This window comes from Paracoccus sp. Z118 (assembly GCF_019061185.1).
Classification (GTDB): domain Bacteria; phylum Pseudomonadota; class Alphaproteobacteria; order Rhodobacterales; family Rhodobacteraceae; genus Paracoccus.
In genome coordinates this window covers 106377-121419 of sequence record NZ_JAHQZU010000001.1, presented here as the reverse complement: position 1 = coordinate 121419, position 15043 = coordinate 106377, and the positions used below count along the sequence as shown (strand labels likewise).

At 68.7% G+C, this 15043-nt stretch carries 13 protein-coding genes and 1 pseudogene; all 14 read left to right on the top strand.

Going from position 1 to position 15043, the window contains the following annotated elements; genetic code table 11:
* Positions 1-44 precede the first annotated feature (44 nt).
* Positions 45-830, top strand: a complete 786-nt coding sequence (ehuA, locus tag KTN05_RS00640; protein WP_256449466.1) for an ectoine/hydroxyectoine ABC transporter ATP-binding protein EhuA — start codon at positions 45-47, stop codon at positions 828-830.
* A gap of 44 nt (positions 831-874) precedes the next feature.
* Positions 875-1699, top strand: coding sequence for an ectoine/hydroxyectoine ABC transporter substrate-binding protein EhuB (gene ehuB / locus KTN05_RS00635; protein WP_217327437.1), 825 nt, complete (start codon positions 875-877; stop codon positions 1697-1699).
* Between the two features lie 93 nt (positions 1700-1792).
* On the top strand, positions 1793-2449 hold the full coding sequence (gene ehuC, locus KTN05_RS00630) for an ectoine/hydroxyectoine ABC transporter permease subunit EhuC (protein WP_217327436.1): 657 nt from the start codon (positions 1793-1795) through the stop codon (positions 2447-2449).
* Positions 2449-3108 (top strand): ectoine/hydroxyectoine ABC transporter permease subunit EhuD, encoded by a 660-nt coding sequence (ehuD, locus tag KTN05_RS00625; RefSeq protein WP_217327435.1) that lies wholly within the window; start codon positions 2449-2451, stop codon positions 3106-3108. Before ehuC ends, ehuD begins: the two co-directional genes overlap by 1 nt.
* On the top strand, positions 3105-3863 hold the full coding sequence (locus KTN05_RS00620; RefSeq protein WP_371823246.1) for an ectoine utilization protein EutA: 759 nt from the start codon (positions 3105-3107) through the stop codon (positions 3861-3863). Before ehuD ends, KTN05_RS00620 begins: the two co-directional genes overlap by 4 nt.
* Positions 3860-4846: a hydroxyectoine utilization dehydratase EutB gene (gene eutB / locus KTN05_RS00615; protein WP_217327434.1), complete on the top strand. Its 987-nt coding sequence runs from the start codon at positions 3860-3862 to the stop codon at positions 4844-4846. Before KTN05_RS00620 ends, eutB begins: the two co-directional genes overlap by 4 nt.
* The gene (locus tag KTN05_RS00610; RefSeq protein WP_217327433.1) at positions 4843-5832 is read left to right on the top strand and encodes a cyclodeaminase; all 990 of its coding nucleotides are present in this window, start codon (positions 4843-4845) and stop codon (positions 5830-5832) included. Before eutB ends, KTN05_RS00610 begins: the two co-directional genes overlap by 4 nt.
* Before the next feature lie 11 nt (positions 5833-5843).
* Positions 5844-7025 (top strand): ectoine hydrolase DoeA, encoded by a 1182-nt coding sequence (doeA, locus tag KTN05_RS00605; RefSeq protein WP_217327432.1) that lies wholly within the window; start codon positions 5844-5846, stop codon positions 7023-7025.
* Between the two features lie 4 nt (positions 7026-7029).
* On the top strand, positions 7030-8112 hold the full coding sequence (gene doeB, locus KTN05_RS00600; protein WP_217327431.1) for a N(2)-acetyl-L-2,4-diaminobutanoate deacetylase DoeB: 1083 nt from the start codon (positions 7030-7032) through the stop codon (positions 8110-8112).
* Between the two features lie 42 nt (positions 8113-8154).
* A complete protein-coding gene (locus KTN05_RS00595) occupies positions 8155-9531 on the top strand; it encodes an aspartate aminotransferase family protein (protein ID WP_217327430.1) in 1377 nt (458 codons plus the stop codon).
* A 98-nt stretch (positions 9532-9629) separates the two neighbouring features.
* A pseudogene (locus KTN05_RS00590) lies at positions 9630-11209 on the top strand (ABC transporter substrate-binding protein).
* 143 nt (positions 11210-11352) lie between these two features.
* Positions 11353-12336, top strand: a complete 984-nt coding sequence (locus KTN05_RS00585; RefSeq protein WP_217327429.1) for an ABC transporter permease — start codon at positions 11353-11355, stop codon at positions 12334-12336.
* 1 nt (position 12337) lies between these two features.
* Positions 12338-13300, top strand: a complete 963-nt coding sequence (locus KTN05_RS00580; RefSeq protein WP_217327428.1) for an ABC transporter permease — start codon at positions 12338-12340, stop codon at positions 13298-13300.
* A complete protein-coding gene (locus tag KTN05_RS00575) occupies positions 13297-14931 on the top strand; it encodes an ABC transporter ATP-binding protein (protein ID WP_217327427.1) in 1635 nt (544 codons plus the stop codon). The genes KTN05_RS00580 and KTN05_RS00575 overlap by 4 nt, the downstream gene beginning before the upstream one ends.
* The last annotated feature ends 112 nt before the right edge of the window (positions 14932-15043 follow it).

Here is a 15043-nt window from a genome sequence, read left to right as displayed (position 1 = left end):
CATCACAATGCTGACCCCGAACCAGCCCAGGGGGGCAGACCTTTTTGACCGAACCCATCATCCGCATCGAGAATCTTCAGAAATCCTTCGGCAAGCTGACCGTCATCGACGGCATGTCCTTCGACGTCGAGAAGGGCGAGAAACTGGCGCTGATCGGCCCCTCGGGCTCCGGCAAGACGACCATCCTGCGAATGCTCATGACGCTGGAGCCCATATCCGGCGGGCGGATCGAGGTCTGCGGCGAGCCGCTGTATCACATGGAAAAGAACGGCGCCGAGGTGCCAGCCGACGAGGCGCATCTGCACAAGATGCGCCGGCACATCGGCATGGTCTTTCAGCACTTCAACCTGTTCCCGCACAAGTCGGTGCTGGACAACATCACGCTGGCCCCGGTGCTGACGCAGGGCAAGCCGCGCCCCGACGCCGAAGCCGACGCGCGGGGCCTGCTGGACATGGTGGGGCTGGCTGACAAGGAAGACGCCATGCCCGCGCAGCTTTCGGGCGGGCAGAAGCAGCGCGTGGCGATCGCCCGCGCGCTGGCGCTGCAACCGGAAATCATGCTGTTCGACGAAGTCACCTCGGCCCTTGATCCCGAACTGGTCGAGGAGGTGCTGGAGGTGATGAAGCGCCTCGCCTCGGAAACCGACATGACCATGCTGCTGGTCACGCACGAGATGGGGTTCGCCCGCGAATTCGCGGATCGCGTGCTGTTCTTCGACCGGGGGCGGATCTGCGAACAGGGCCCGCCCGAAGAGATATTCACCAATCCTGTGCAGGAGCGGACCCAGTCCTTCCTGCACAAGATCATCGCCGCGGGCCACCGCGTCTGACCACGAACACGCCCAACGAAAAAAGTCCAACAGCGGAGAAGACCATGAAAACCTGTGTGCTGGCTGCAATGATGCTCGCCGCCGCCCCGGCGATGGCGTCGGCCGTGACCCTTGATGAGCTGAAATCCGACGGGACGGCGACCATCGCCATCGGCAACGAGCCGCCCTTCACCGCCATCGATTCCTCGGGCAACGTCTCGGGCGCGGCGCCTGACGTGGCGCGGGCGGTGTTCCAGCGGCTGGGGGTCGAGAATCTCGACGCCCAGGTGATCGATTACGGCGCGATGATCCCCAGCCTTCAGGCGCGCCGGGTGGATGCCATCGCCGCCGGGCTGTTCATGAAGCCCGACCGCTGCGCCGCCGTCGCCTATTCCCAGCCCGTGCTGTGCGACGCCGAGGCGCTGCTGATCCCCGCCGGCAACCCTAAGGGCTTCCAGTCCTACGAGGATTTCGCCAATGACGAGACTGCCCGCCTCGGCGCGCCCGGCGGCGGCACCGAGGAGCGGCTGGCGCTGGACGCGGGCGTTCCGCGCGACCGGCTGGTCGTGGTGCCGGACCCGCAGTCGGGGCTGACGATGCTGCAGCAGGGCCGCATCGACGCCTATTCGCTGCCGGTCCTGTCGCTGAACGACCTGCTGGTGAAGTCGGGGGATTCCAGCCTGGAAGTCTTCGCCCCCGTGCAGGGCGCGCCGGTCTATTGCGACGGGGTGGCGTTCCATTCGGGCGACACCGAACTGCGCGACGCCTTCGACGTGGAACTGGCGGCGCTGAAGGAATCGGGCGAGTTCGCGCAGATCATCGAGCCCTACGGCTTCTCGGCCGAGGCGGCGATCTCGACCGACCGCGACACGCTCTGCGCGCAGGAATGATCCGCGCGCGCATGACCGCGCCGGGCTGAACGGGCGCTGCGGGGTTCTGGCCCCGCAGCGCATATCTTTCACCGAAATCAGGCAAGGGGCCGCATGGGCGACTGGCCGGGATATCTTCTGCTGATCCTTCAGGGCACATGGGTGACCGTGCAGCTGACCGTGATGGGCTGCGCGGTGGCGCTGGTGGTCGCCTTCGTCGCCGGGCTGGGCCGCATCGCGCCGTGGCCGCCGGTGCGCTGGCTCGCCACGGCCTTCATCGAGTTCTTCCGCGGCACCTCGATCTTCGTGCAGCTGTTCTGGATCTACTTCGTGCTGCCGATGCTGGGCGTGTCGCTGACGCCGATGCAGGCGGGGGTGACGGCGCTCGGCCTCAATGTCGGCGCCTACGGGGCCGAGGTGGTGCGCGGCGCGATCCTCGCCGTGCCGCGCGACCAGCATGAGGCGACGGTCGCGCTGAACCTGTCGCGCTGGCAGCGGCTGCGTCACGTCATTCTGCCGCAGGCGCTGCCGCTGATGCTGCCGACCTTCGGCAACAACGCCATCGAACTGCTGAAGGCGACGGCGGTCGTGTCGCTGATCTCGCTCTCGGACATGACCTTTCAGGCGCAGATCGTGCGGTCGCAGACCGGAAACACGCTGGTGCCGTTCGTGACCATCCTGATCCTCTACTTCCTCATGGCGCTCGCGCTCTCGACCCTGATCCGCCGGATCGAGCGGCGGGTGACGCGCGGGCTGGACGGGGTGCGCTGATGCAGTGGGATTGGGAATTCGCGGCCGAGATCACGCCGGTCCTGCTGTCGGGGCTGAAGGTGACGATCCTCGCCACGATCCTCGGGGCCGCAGTCGCCGCGGTGCTGGGGCTGGTCTTCGCCGTGCTGCGCCGGTCCTCGAACCGGATCGTGTCGCGGACGACCTCGTTCATCGTCGAGTTCATCCGCGGCACGCCGCTGCTGGTGCAGCTCTACTTCATCTTCTACGTCCTGCCGGATATCGGCCTGCGCCTGCCCGCGCTGACCGCCGGGGTGATCGGCATGGGGCTGCATTACGCGACCTATGCCGCCGAGGTCTATCGCGGCGGCATCGAGGCCGTGCCGCGCGGCCAGTGGGAGGCGGCGAAGGCGACCAACCTGACCGCGCGGCAGACCTGGATCAACGTCATCCTGCCACAGGCGATCCCGCCGATGGTCCCCGCGATGGCGAACTACCTGCTGGCGATGTTCAAGGAAACGCCGCTGCTGACCGCCATCACCGTGGTCGAGATGATGAGCCAGGCGCGGATCGTCGCCAACACGACCTATCGCTATGTCGAGCCGATGACGCTGGTGGGGGTGTTCTTCCTCGTCATCAGCCTGATCTCGGTCGTCGGCCTGCGCTGGCTGGAACGCCGCTTCGGAAGGGCGCCGCGGTGAGCGCCGCTCCCCCGCCCGTCCGGCTGGATGCCGAGCCGATCCCGCACCGGATCGGCCTGATCGCGCTGGCGACCGACATGACGACCGAGATGGACTACGCGCTTGCGCTCACCCCGCGCGGTATCGCGGTCCACACGACACGGATTCCCTTCGCCAACCCGGTGACGCCCGAGACGCTGGCCGCGATGGGGCCCGACCTGACGGCGGCGGCGGCGCTGATCCTGCCGGGCGAGACGCTGGACGCGGTGGTTTACAGCTGCACCTCGGCCTCGGTGGTGATCGGGGACGTGGCGGTGCGCGAGGCGATCGCGGCGGGCAAGCCGGGGGCCGAGCCGATCACGCCGATCTCGGCCGGCTTTGCGGCGCTGCGGGCGCTGGGGGCGCGGCGGATCACGCTGGTCACGCCCTACACCGCCGAGACGACGCGGCCGATGGCGGAGTGCTTTGCGGCGGGCGGGTTCGATCTGGCGGGCGTCACCAGCCTCGGCCTGACCGACGACCGGGCGATGGCGCGGATTTCCCACAACAGCATCGTCGAGGCGGCCCGCGCCGCCGTGGCCCCCGGCAGCGAGGCGCTGTTCTTCGCCTGCACCGCCGTCCGCGCGGCAGAGGTGATCGACCGGATCGAGGCGGCCATCGGCATCCCGGCGGTGTCCGCCAACCACGCCACCGCGTGGGCGGCGCTGCGCGCCTGCGGCGATCAGGGCGCGGCGGGGCCGGGCAGGCTGATGACGCTGCCGATGGGGCGATCATGACAGGGCTTGCGGTCGCGCTGGATGATATTCTCGCCGCGCGCGACCGCATCGCGGAACGGGTGCGGCGGACGTCGCTGCTGTCCGATCCGGTGCTGACGGACCGCTTCGGCGTGCCGGTGGCGATGAAGGCCGAGCACCGGCAGGAAACCGGCAGCTTCAAGCTGCGCGGGGCGAGCAACGCGCTGCTGTCCCTGCCGCCCGAGCGGCTGGCGCGCGGCGTCGTGACCGCCTCGACCGGCAATCACGGCCGCGCCCTCGCCCATGCGGCGCGGCTGGCCGGGGTGCGGGCGGTGGTCTGCCTGTCGCGGCTGGTGCCCGCTAACAAGATCGCCGCGATCGCCGCGCTTGGCGCCGAGCTGCGGATCGCGGGCGCCAGTCAGGACGAGGCGATGGCCGAGGTCGCCCGCGCCGCCGTTGGGGACGGGCTGACCGCGATCCCGCCCTTCGACGATCCCGCGGTGGTGGCCGGTCAGGGCACGCTGGGGCTGGAGATCGCCGAGGACTGCCCCGAGGCCGCAACCGTTCTGGTGCCGCTGTCGGGCGGCGGTCTGGCGGCGGGCGTCGCCGTCGCCGTGAAGGCGCTGCGGCCCGGCGCGAAGGTCATCGGAGTGACGATGGAAACCGGCGCGGCGATGGCCGCGAGCCTTGCCGCCGGAAGGCCGGTGGAGGTGGTGGAGGGGCCGAGCCTTGCGGACTCGCTCGGCGGCGGCATCGGCCTGGAAAACCGCGTCACCTTTCCGATCTGCCGCGCGCTGCTGGACGGCGCGGTGCTGGTCAGCGAGGCCGAGATCGCCGCCGCCATCCGCCACCTCGTGGCCTTGGGCGAGACGGTGGAAGGCGCGGCCGCCGTCGGCACCGCCGCGCTGCTTGCGGGCAAGGTCCGGGCCACGGGGCCGGTGGTCACGATCCTGTCGGGCGGCAACATCGACCCCGCGCTGCACGCCCGCATCCTCGCCGGCGCGAACGGGCCGGAGGCCGCATGAACCGCCCGCCCGTCACGATCCTGACCGAGACCGACCTGCGGGCGCTGGTGCCGCTGGACCTTGCCGCGGTGGACTGCATCGAAGCCGCCTTCGCCGCGCTCGCGACCAAGCCCGTGGCGATGCCGGAGGTCCTGCGCCTCGACATCCCCGAGCATCGGGGCGAGGTGGACGTGAAGACGGCCTACATCCCCGGCCTCGACCATTTCGCCATCAAGATCAGCCCCGGCTTCTTCGGCAATCCGGCGCTCGGGCTGCCCTCGACCAACGGCATGATGGTGGTGCTGTCCGCGCGCACCGGGCTGGTCGAGGCGCTGCTGCTGGACAACGGCTACCTGACCGACACCCGCACCGCCGCCGCCGGGGCCGTGGCGGCGCGGCATCTGGCGCGGAAGGATGCGCGGGTCGCCGCGGTGCTGGGTGCGGGGATGCAGGCGCGAATGCAGCTTCGGGCGCTGACGCTGGTCCGGGGGATCGGCGAGGCGCGGGTCTGGGCGCGTGATCCGGCCCGCGCGGAGGCGTTTGCCGGGGAGATGAGCGGGGCGCTGGAAGTTCCGGTGACTCCTGTGGCGACCGCCGAAGCCGCCACGAAGGGCGCAGACGTGATCCTGACGACAACCCCGGCCCCCTCTCCGATCCTGTCGGACGCCGACCCCGGCACCCACATCACCGCGATGGGCTCGGACGCCGAGCACAAGAACGAACTCGCCCCCGCCCTGCTCGCCCGCGCCACCTACGTCGCCGACAGGCTGGCGCAGACCCGCCGCCTCGGCGAGCTTCACCACGCCGTCGCCGCGGGGCTGATCCCGGCCGACAAGGATTTGCCCGAACTCGGCCAGATCGTCGCCGGCCTCGCGCCCGGCCGCCCCGACGCGCAGGCCATCACCATCGCCGACCTCACCGGCACCGGCATCCAGGACACCGCCATCGCCGCCCTCGCGCTGACCCGCGCCGAGGCGGCCGGGGCGGGGCAACGCTTCACCCCCTGATGGACCGCATCATGCCCGACATCGCCCTGAAATTCACCCGCGAGGAATATGCCCAGCGCCTCGACAAGACCCGCCGCGCGATGGAGGCGGAGGGCGTCGATCTGCTGATCGTCACCGACCCCAGCAACATGAACTGGCTGACCGGCTATGACGGCTGGTCCTTCTACGTCCATCAGTGCGTCGTCGTCCCGCCCGAGGGCGAGCCCATCTTCTTCGGCCGCGCGATGGACGCCGTGGGGGCGCGCTTCACCGCCTACATCGCCGAGGGCAGCATCATCGGCTACGCCGACGACTACGTGCAGAACACCCAGAAACACCCGATGGACCTGCTGTCCTCGATCCTCAGGGACAAGGGCTGGGGCGCGAAGCGCATCGGGGTCGAGATGGACAACTACTGGTTCACCGCCCGCGCCTTCGCCGCGCTGCAGGCGGGCCTGCCCGACGCGCGGTTCAGCGACACCACCGGCCTCGTGAACTGGCAGCGGGCCGTGAAGTCACCGACCGAACTGGACTACATGCGGAAAGCGGGCGCGATCGTCACCGAGATGCATCGCCGCATCGTCGAGGTGATCGAGCCGGGGATGCGCAAGAACGACCTCGTGGCCGAGATCTACGACGCTGGCATCCGCGGCACGGCGGCGTTCGGCGGCGATTACCCGGCCATCGTGCCGCTGCTGCCCTCGGGGCGCGAGGCGGCGGCGGCGCATCTGACCTGGGACGACAAGCCCCTGCGCGCGGGCGAGGGCACCTTCTTCGAGATCGCCGGCTGCCACAACCGCTACCATTGCCCGCTGTCGCGGACGGTGTTCCTCGGCAAGCCGCCGCAGGTCTTCATCGAGGGCGAGAAGGCCGTGCTGGAGGGGATGGAGGCCGGGCTCGACGCTGCCCGCGCCGGCAACACCTGCGAGCAGTTCGCGGGCGCGTTCTTTGACGTGCTGAAGAAATACGGCATCGTCAAGGACGGCCGCACCGGCTACGGCATCGGCGTCAGCTACCCGCCCGACTGGGGCGAGCGCACCATGTCGCTGCGCCCCGGCGACAGGACCGTGATGCAGCCGGGCATGACGTTCCACTTCATGACCGGCCTCTGGTCCGACGAGATGGGGCTGGAGATCACCGAATCCCTCGTCATCACCGAGGGCGCGCCGGAGCTTCTGGCCGATGTCCCCCGCAAGCTGTTCGTGAAGGACTGAGCCGATGCTCGTGCAGCTGACCGATCTTCGCCCCTCGCCCATGCTCGCCACGGTCGATTTCGACCGCGACGGCATCCAGCACGGCTTCCTGCGCATGCCCTACAGCCGCGACGATTCCGCCTGGGGCTCGGTCGTGATCCCGATCAGCGTGGTGAAGAACGGCGACGGGCCGACCGCGCTGCTGACCGGCGGCAATCACGGCGACGAATACGAAGGGCCGCTGGCGCTGTTCGACCTCGCCGCCACGGTGGCGGCCGAAGACGTCAGCGGGCGGCTCATCATCATCCCGGCGATGAACCAGCCCGCCTTCGCGGCGGGAACGCGAACCTCGCCCATCGATCGCGGCAATCTCAACCGCAGCTTTCCGGGGCGGCCGGACGGCACGGTGACGGAGAAGATCGCGGATTACTTCCAGCGGATCCTGCTGCCGATGGCGGACGTGGTGCTGGACTTCCACTCGGGCGGGAAGACGCTGGACTTCCTGCCCTTCTGCGCCGCCCATATCCTGCCCGGCGTTGAGGCCGCCACCCGCACGCAGGAGGCCCGCGCCTTCGAGCTGGTCGAGGCGTTCGGCGCGCCGTGGTCCGTGCGGATGCTCGAGATCGACGCCATCGGCATGTATGACACCGCCGCCGAGGAGATGGGCAAGGTCTTCGTCACGACCGAGCTTGGCGGCGGCGGCACCGCCACCGCCCGCACGGTGCGGATCGCGCGGGAGGGCCTGCGGAACGTGCTGACCGCCTGCGGCATCCTGCCGGGCGAGGTGCCCAAAGCCAAGACCCGCTGGCTCGACATGCCCGACGCCGATTGCTTCGTCTTCGCCGAGGATGGCGGGCTGGTCGAGTTCAAGGCCGATCTCGGCGACAGGGTGACGAAGGGCGAGGCCATCGCCCGGCTCTGGCCCACGGGCCGGACGGGGGTCGCGCCGACCGTGCTGCCGGCGCAGCGTTCGGGCATCCTGACCGCGCGGCACGTTCCGGGGATCGTGAAGCCCGGCGATTGCGTCGCCGTGGTGGGGGTCGAGGTCGGCGGGGCCGAGGATATGGAAGGGCCCGGCCCGCGCGAGCTGGAAGGAATCGTGCCGTGACGGCTACGCGGAGGCCGGGCGGTGGAAAATGAGGAGGAAACGATGCTGAGCAACGACGAACTGGCGAAGTGGGACCGCGAGAGCTTCTTCCACCCCTCGACCCATCTGGGGCAATTCGCCCGCGGCGAGGGCACGCAGCGGATCGTGACGGGCGGCGAGGGCTGCCACATCACCGACCGCGACGGCAACCGGCTGCTGGACGGCTTCGCGGGGCTCTACTGCGTCAACGTGGGGTATGGCCGGGCCGAGATCGCCGAGGCCATCGCCACGCAGGCGCGCGAGCTGGCCTATTACCACGCCTATGCCGGCAGCGGCTCGGAAGCGTCGATCACGCTTGCGAAGATGGTGATGGACCGCGCGCCCGAAGGCATGGCGCGGGTCTATTTCGGCCTGTCGGGGTCGGACGCGAACGAGACCAACGTCAAGCTGGTCTGGTATTACAACAACATCCGCGGCCTGCCGCAGAAGAAGAAGATCATCTCGCGCTGGCGGGGCTATCACGGCTCCGGCCTGATGACCGGCTCGCTGACGGGGCTGGAACTGTTCCACCGCAAGTTCGACCTGCCGCTGGCGCAGGTGATCCATACCGAGGCGCCCTATTACTTCCGCCGCAAGGATGCGGGCATGACCGAGGAGCAGTTCAGCGCCCATTGCGCCGAGGAGCTGGAAAAGCTGATCGCCGCCGAGGGCGCGGACAGCATCGCCGCCTTCATCGGCGAGCCGGTGCTGGGCACGGGCGGCATCGTGCCGCCGCCGAAGGGCTATTGGGAGGCGATCCAGAAGGTTCTGGCCCGGCACGACATCCTGCTGATCGCGGACGAGGTGGTGACGGGCTTCGGGCGTCTGGGGTCGATGTTCGGCTCGGACCATTACGGGCTGAAGCCCGACCTCATCACCTGCGCCAAGGGGCTGACCTCGGCCTATGCGCCGCTATCGGCGACCATCGTCGGCAACCGTATCTGGGAGGTGCTGATGCAGGGCACCGACGAGAACGGCGTCTTCGGCCACGGCTGGACCTACTCCGCCCACCCCATCGGCGCTGCGGCGGGGGTGGCGAACCTGAAGCTGATCGACGATCTGGGGCTGGTCGGGAACGCCGGAAGCGTGGGCGCTTACCTGAACGAGCGGATGCGGGCGGCGCTCGGCGATCACCCGAATGTCGGCGAAGTCCGGGGTGAAGGCATGCTCTGCGCGGTGGAACTGGTAAAGGATCGCGAAGGCCGCGCGTTCTTCGACGCGGGCGAGGGCATCGGCGGCAAGGTCGCGGCGGCGATGCTGCGCCGCGGCGTGATCGCGCGGGCGATGCCGCAGGGCGACATTATCGGCTTCGCGCCGCCGCTGTGCCTGACGCCCGGCGAGGCGGACACCATCGTCGCGGCCACAACCGAGGCGGTCGGCGAGGTGCTGGGAACGGGCTGAGACGCCGGGATCGGCCGGCGTCATCCCCCCGGAACCTGTTGCAGAAATGCGAAGCGCACGGCAACGTGACCAACAATCTGGCATCGAAGGATACGAGGATGAAACATCGTTACAAGCTGCTGACGGCGACCCTGCTGTCGGCGACCGTGCTGGCCGGTCCCGTCGCGGCCGAGACGCTGCGCTGGGCCAAGGCGGCGGACGCGACGACGCTGGACCCGCACGCGCAGAACCTCGGGACCAACCACAACTTCCTGCACCACATCTACGAGACGCTGGTGGACCGGGCCGTGGACGGCAGCCTGACCCCTCGCCTCGCGACCGAATGGGGCATCAAGGAAGGCGAGCCCGACGTCTGGGTGTTCAAGCTGCGCGAGGGTGTGACCTTCCACGACGGCGCGCCGTTCACCGCCGATGACGTGGTGTTCTCGCTCGACCGGGCGCGCAGCCAGGCGTCGAACATGCGCCAGCTTCACGTCGGCGTGGACAGCGTAGTGGCGGTGGACGACCACACGGTCGAGGTCCACATGAAGGGGCCGTCGCCGATCTATCCCGAAAACCTGACCAACACCTTCATCATGGACCGCGAATGGTCCGAGGCGAACAACGTCGTCGAGGTGCAGGACTATGCGGCGGGCGAGGACAACTACGCCGTCCGCAACACCAACGGCACCGGCCCCTACACGCTGACCCAGCGCGAGGTGGACGTGCGGTCCGTCATGTCCCTGTTCGAGAATCACTGGGCCGAAACACCGCCGCAGGTGACGGAAATCATCTACACCCCGATCGCCGAGAACGCGACCCGGCTTGCGGCGCTGCTGTCGGGCGAGGTCGATTTCGTGCAGGACGTTCCCGTGCAGGACATCGAGCGGCTGCAATCCAGCGACGGCATCACCGTCACCACCGGCCCCGAGAACCGCAGCATCTATCTGGGCTACCGCTTCGGAGAAGAGCCGCTGAAGTCGTCGAACATCACCGATTCGAACCCGATCGACAATCCGCTGGTGCGCGAGGCGCTGCATCTGGCCGTGGACCGCGAAGCGATCCAGCGGGTCGTGATGCGCGGCCAGTCCGATCCCACGGGCGTCGCCTCGCCGCCCTTCGTGAACGGCTGGACCGAGGAGCTGGACAAGTATCCCGCCCCCGACCCCGAACGCGCGCGCGAACTGCTGGCCGAGGCGGGCTACCCGGACGGCTTCACGATCACGCTCGACACCCCCAACAACCGCTACATCAACGACGAGGCGATCTCGCAGGCGGTGGTCGGGATGCTGGCGCGGATCGGCGTGCAGGTGAACCTCGCCTCGCGTCCCATCGCGCAGCACTCGCCGCTCATCACCGGCAACCAGAGCGATTTCTACCTGATGGGCTGGGGCGTTCCGACCTTCGATTCGGCCTATATCTTCAACGATCTGGTCCACACCAAGGAAGGCAGCTACGGCGCCATAACGGCGGGCTGTATTCCAACCCGGAACTCGATCCCAAGATCGAGTCGCTGGAAACCGAGATCGACCTCGATGCGCGCAACGCCACCATCGCCGAAATCTGGGAGGTCGTGCAGGCCGACCGGGTGATGCTGCCGATCCACAACCAGCTGCTGGCCTATGCCACCCGCGCGGGCGTCAACATCGACGTTCACCCGGAAAACCAGCCGCTGATGATGAGCGTGACCTTCGACTGAGGTCCGCATCCTGAACCTGGCCTGCCGCCTTTCGGGGCGGCGGGCCGACCTGCAAGTGTCCCGGCGTCACGCTTGCGCATGATTTCCCGGCCATGCAAGACGCCCCGATCCGCCGTCAGAAGTGACCAGCAGGAATCATTGCCATGTTCGCCTTCGTGCTGAAGCGGCTCTTCCAGTCCGTCATCGTGATGCTGGTGGTCGCGCTGATCGCCTTTCTCATCTTCCGCTATGTCGGTGATCCCATCGTCTCGATGGCCGGGGTCGATACCCGGCTGGAAGATCAGGAACTCATGCGCGAGCGGCTGGGGCTGAACGATCCGTTCTATGTCCAGTTCTGGAACTTCCTGACCAACGCCTTGCGGGGCGACTTCGGCATCTCCTACCGCTTGCAGCAGCCGGTGACGCGGCTGATCCTGGACCGCCTGCCCGCCACGCTGGAACTGGCCTTCGTATCCGCCACGATGGCGGTGGTCATCGGGGTGCTGATGGGCATCTTCACCGCGCTGCGGTCCCGGTCGTTCCTGTCGGGCGTGGTGATGACGCTGTCGCTGGTCGGCGTGTCGCTGCCCACCTTCCTGATCGGCATCGGCCTGATCTACATCTTTGCGGTGGAATTGCAGTGGCTGCCGTCGAACGGGCGCGGCGCGACCGTGGATTTCGGCTGGTGGCGCACCGGGTTCCTGACCGAAAGCGGGCTGCGCTCGCTGATCCTGCCGGCGATCACGCTGTCGCTGTTCCAGATGACGCTGATCATGCGCCTTGTCCGGGCCGAGATGATGGAGGTGATGCGCAGCGACTACATCCGCTTCGCCCGCGCCCGCGGCCTGCCGGACCGGATCATCAACTTCCGTCACGCGCTCAAGAACACGCTGGTCCCCGTCATCACCATCACCGGCCTGCAACTCGGCTCGGTGATCGCCTTCGCCATCGTCACGGAAACGGTGTTCCAGTGGCCGGGCGTCGGCTCGCTGTTCATCAACTCGGTGCAGGCGGTCGATGTGCCGGTCATGGCGGCCTATCTGATGATGGTCGGGCTGGTTTTCGTCACCATCAACCTGATCGTGGACATCCTCTATTACCTCGTCGATCCGCGCCTGCGGGTGCAGGGCCGCGCCGGAGGGCACTGACATGACCGACCCGACCACCGAACCGACCGATCCCGTCATCTCGACCCCCAGGACCCGCTGGCAGCGGGTCCGCGACAGCGACATCTTCTGGTCCTACTCGCATTCGCCGGTCACGATCATCGCCTCGATCGTGGCGCTGGGGCTGATCCTTGCCGCGGCCTTCGCGCCGTGGCTTGCGCCGCACACGCCGTTCCAGCCGGCGACCGTCAACCTGATGGACGGCTTCACCCCGCCGGGGGGCGAGTCGCTGTCGGGCGAAACCTACCTGCTCGGCACCGACGACCAGGGCCGCGACATGCTGTCCACCCTGATGTATGGTGCGCGGGTGTCGCTGTTCGTGGGCTTTTCGGCCACGTTGTTCGCGATGGCGCTGGGTGTGTCGCTGGGGCTGGCGGCGGGGTATCGCGGCGGTTTCCTCGACTCGCTCATCATGCGGATCGCGGATGTGCAGCTTTCCTTTCCCGCCATCCTCATCGCGCTGCTGATCTTCGGCGTGGCGCAGGGGCTGATCCCGGCCGCCCGGCAGGAGCAGACGGCGGTGTGGGTGCTGATCCTAGCCATCGGCCTGTCCAACTGGGCGCAGTTCGCCCGCACCGTGCGCGGCACGACGATGGTCGAGCGGCAGAAGGACTACGTCTCCGCCGCCCGGCTTCTGGGCCGGCATCCGGTCGCGCTCGCGATCCGGCATGTGCTGCCGAACGTCCTCGGCCCGGTGCTGGTCATCGCCACCATCAGCCTCGCCCTGGCGATCATCGAGGAGGCGACGCTCTCGTTCCTCGGCGTGGGGGTGCCGCCGACGCAGCCGAGCCTCGGCACGCTGATCCGCATCGGCCAGCGGTTCCTGTTCTCGGGCGAGTGGTGGATTCTCGCCTTCCCGGCCATCACGCTGATCCTGCTGGCGCTTTCGGTCAATCTGCTGGGCGACTGGCTGCGCGACGCGCTGAACCCGAGGCTGCGCAAATGAACGCTCCCGTCCTTTCGGTCCGCGATCTGGTCGTCGATTTCCCGCTGCGCCGGGGCAATTTCCGGGCGCTCGACGGCGTCAGCTTCGACATCGCCAGGGGCGAGGTGCTGGGCGTCGTGGGCGAATCCGGCGCCGGCAAGTCGATGACCGGCTCTGCCGTGATCGGGTTGCTGGAGCCGCCGGGCCAGATCACCTCGGGCGAGGTCCACCTGTCCGGCGCCCGCATCGACACCCTGCCCGAAGAGCAGATGCAGCATCTGCGCGGCAAGCGGATCGGCATGGTGATGCAGGACCCGCTGACCTCGCTGAACCCGCTGTTCACCATCGGCGACCAGTTGGTGGAAACCATCCGCCAGCACATGCCGCTGACCGAGAGCCAGGCGCTGGAACGCGCGATTTCGCTGCTGGAGGAGGCCGGGATTCCCGACGCCCGCCAGCGGATCAACGCCTATCCGCACCAGTTTTCCGGCGGGATGCGGCAACGGGTGGTGATCGCGCTCGCCATCGCCGCCGACCCGGAGCTGGTGATCGCGGACGAGCCGACCTCGGCCTTGGACGTGTCGGTGCAGGCGCAGATCATCCGCGTGCTGAAGGAGCTTTGCCAGCGGCGCGGCACGGCGATCATGCTCATCACCCACGACATGGGCGTGATCGCGCAGATCGCCGACCGGATCATGGTGATGAACGCGGGCAAGGTCGTGGAAACCGGCCCGGTGGCCGAGATCATCCGCCACCCGCGCGAGCCCTATACGAAGAAGCTCATCGGCTCGATCCCGACCATCGCCCGCAGCGGCGACGCCCCGCCCCCCGCGCCCGAGGACAGCGCCCCCGCCTTTGTGGACGTCCGGGGCCTGACCAAGGATTTCGATGTCGGGTCCAGGGTCATCAGCCGCCTGCTGCGCCGCCCCGGCAATGTCTTCCGCGCCGTCAACGACGTCTCGTTCCGCATCCGCAAGGGCGAGACCTACGGGCTGGTCGGCGAATCCGGTTCGGGCAAATCCACCTGCGCCCGGATGATCGCCGGGCTGATCGAGCCGACGGCGGGCCGCGTGGTCGTGAACGGGATGGACGTGTGGTCCGTCTCTGCCGCGCAGCGGGCGCGCAGCCGGGCGGTGCAGATGATCTTCCAGGACCCCTATGCCAGCCTCAACCCGCGCTGGCGGGTGGGCAACATCATCGCCGAGCCGATCCGGGTGCTGGGCCTCGCCCGCGGCTCGGAGGTCGAGGACCGCGTGGCCGACCTGCTGCGCAAGGTCCGGCTGGACCCCGTCGTGATGCGCAAGTTCCCGCACGAGTTCTCCGGCGGCCAGCGCCAGCGCATCGCCATCGCCCGCGCCCTGTCCAGCCAGCCCGAGTTCATCGTCTGCGACGAGCCGACCTCGGCGCTGGACGTGTCGGTGCAGGCGCAGGTGCTGGACCTGATGAGCGAGTTGCAGTCCGAGTTCGGGCTGACCTACCTGCTCATCAGCCACAACCTCGCGGTGATCCGGCAGATGGCGAACGACGTGGGCGTGCTGCATCGGGGCGTGCTGGTCGAAAGCGGGCCGGTGGACGCGATCTTCGACCACCCGCAGGCGGACTACACAAAGATGCTGCTGGACGCGGTGCCGGACCTCGCGGAAGTCGCCTGAGCCGGCCGGAAAGCGAGACGGCCCGCCTGTGATGGCGGGCCGGCTGCCGTCCGGGATGCAGCCGCCCGCATGGCGCTTTCACTCGCCGGGGAGTACAGCACGGCCCGCCCGG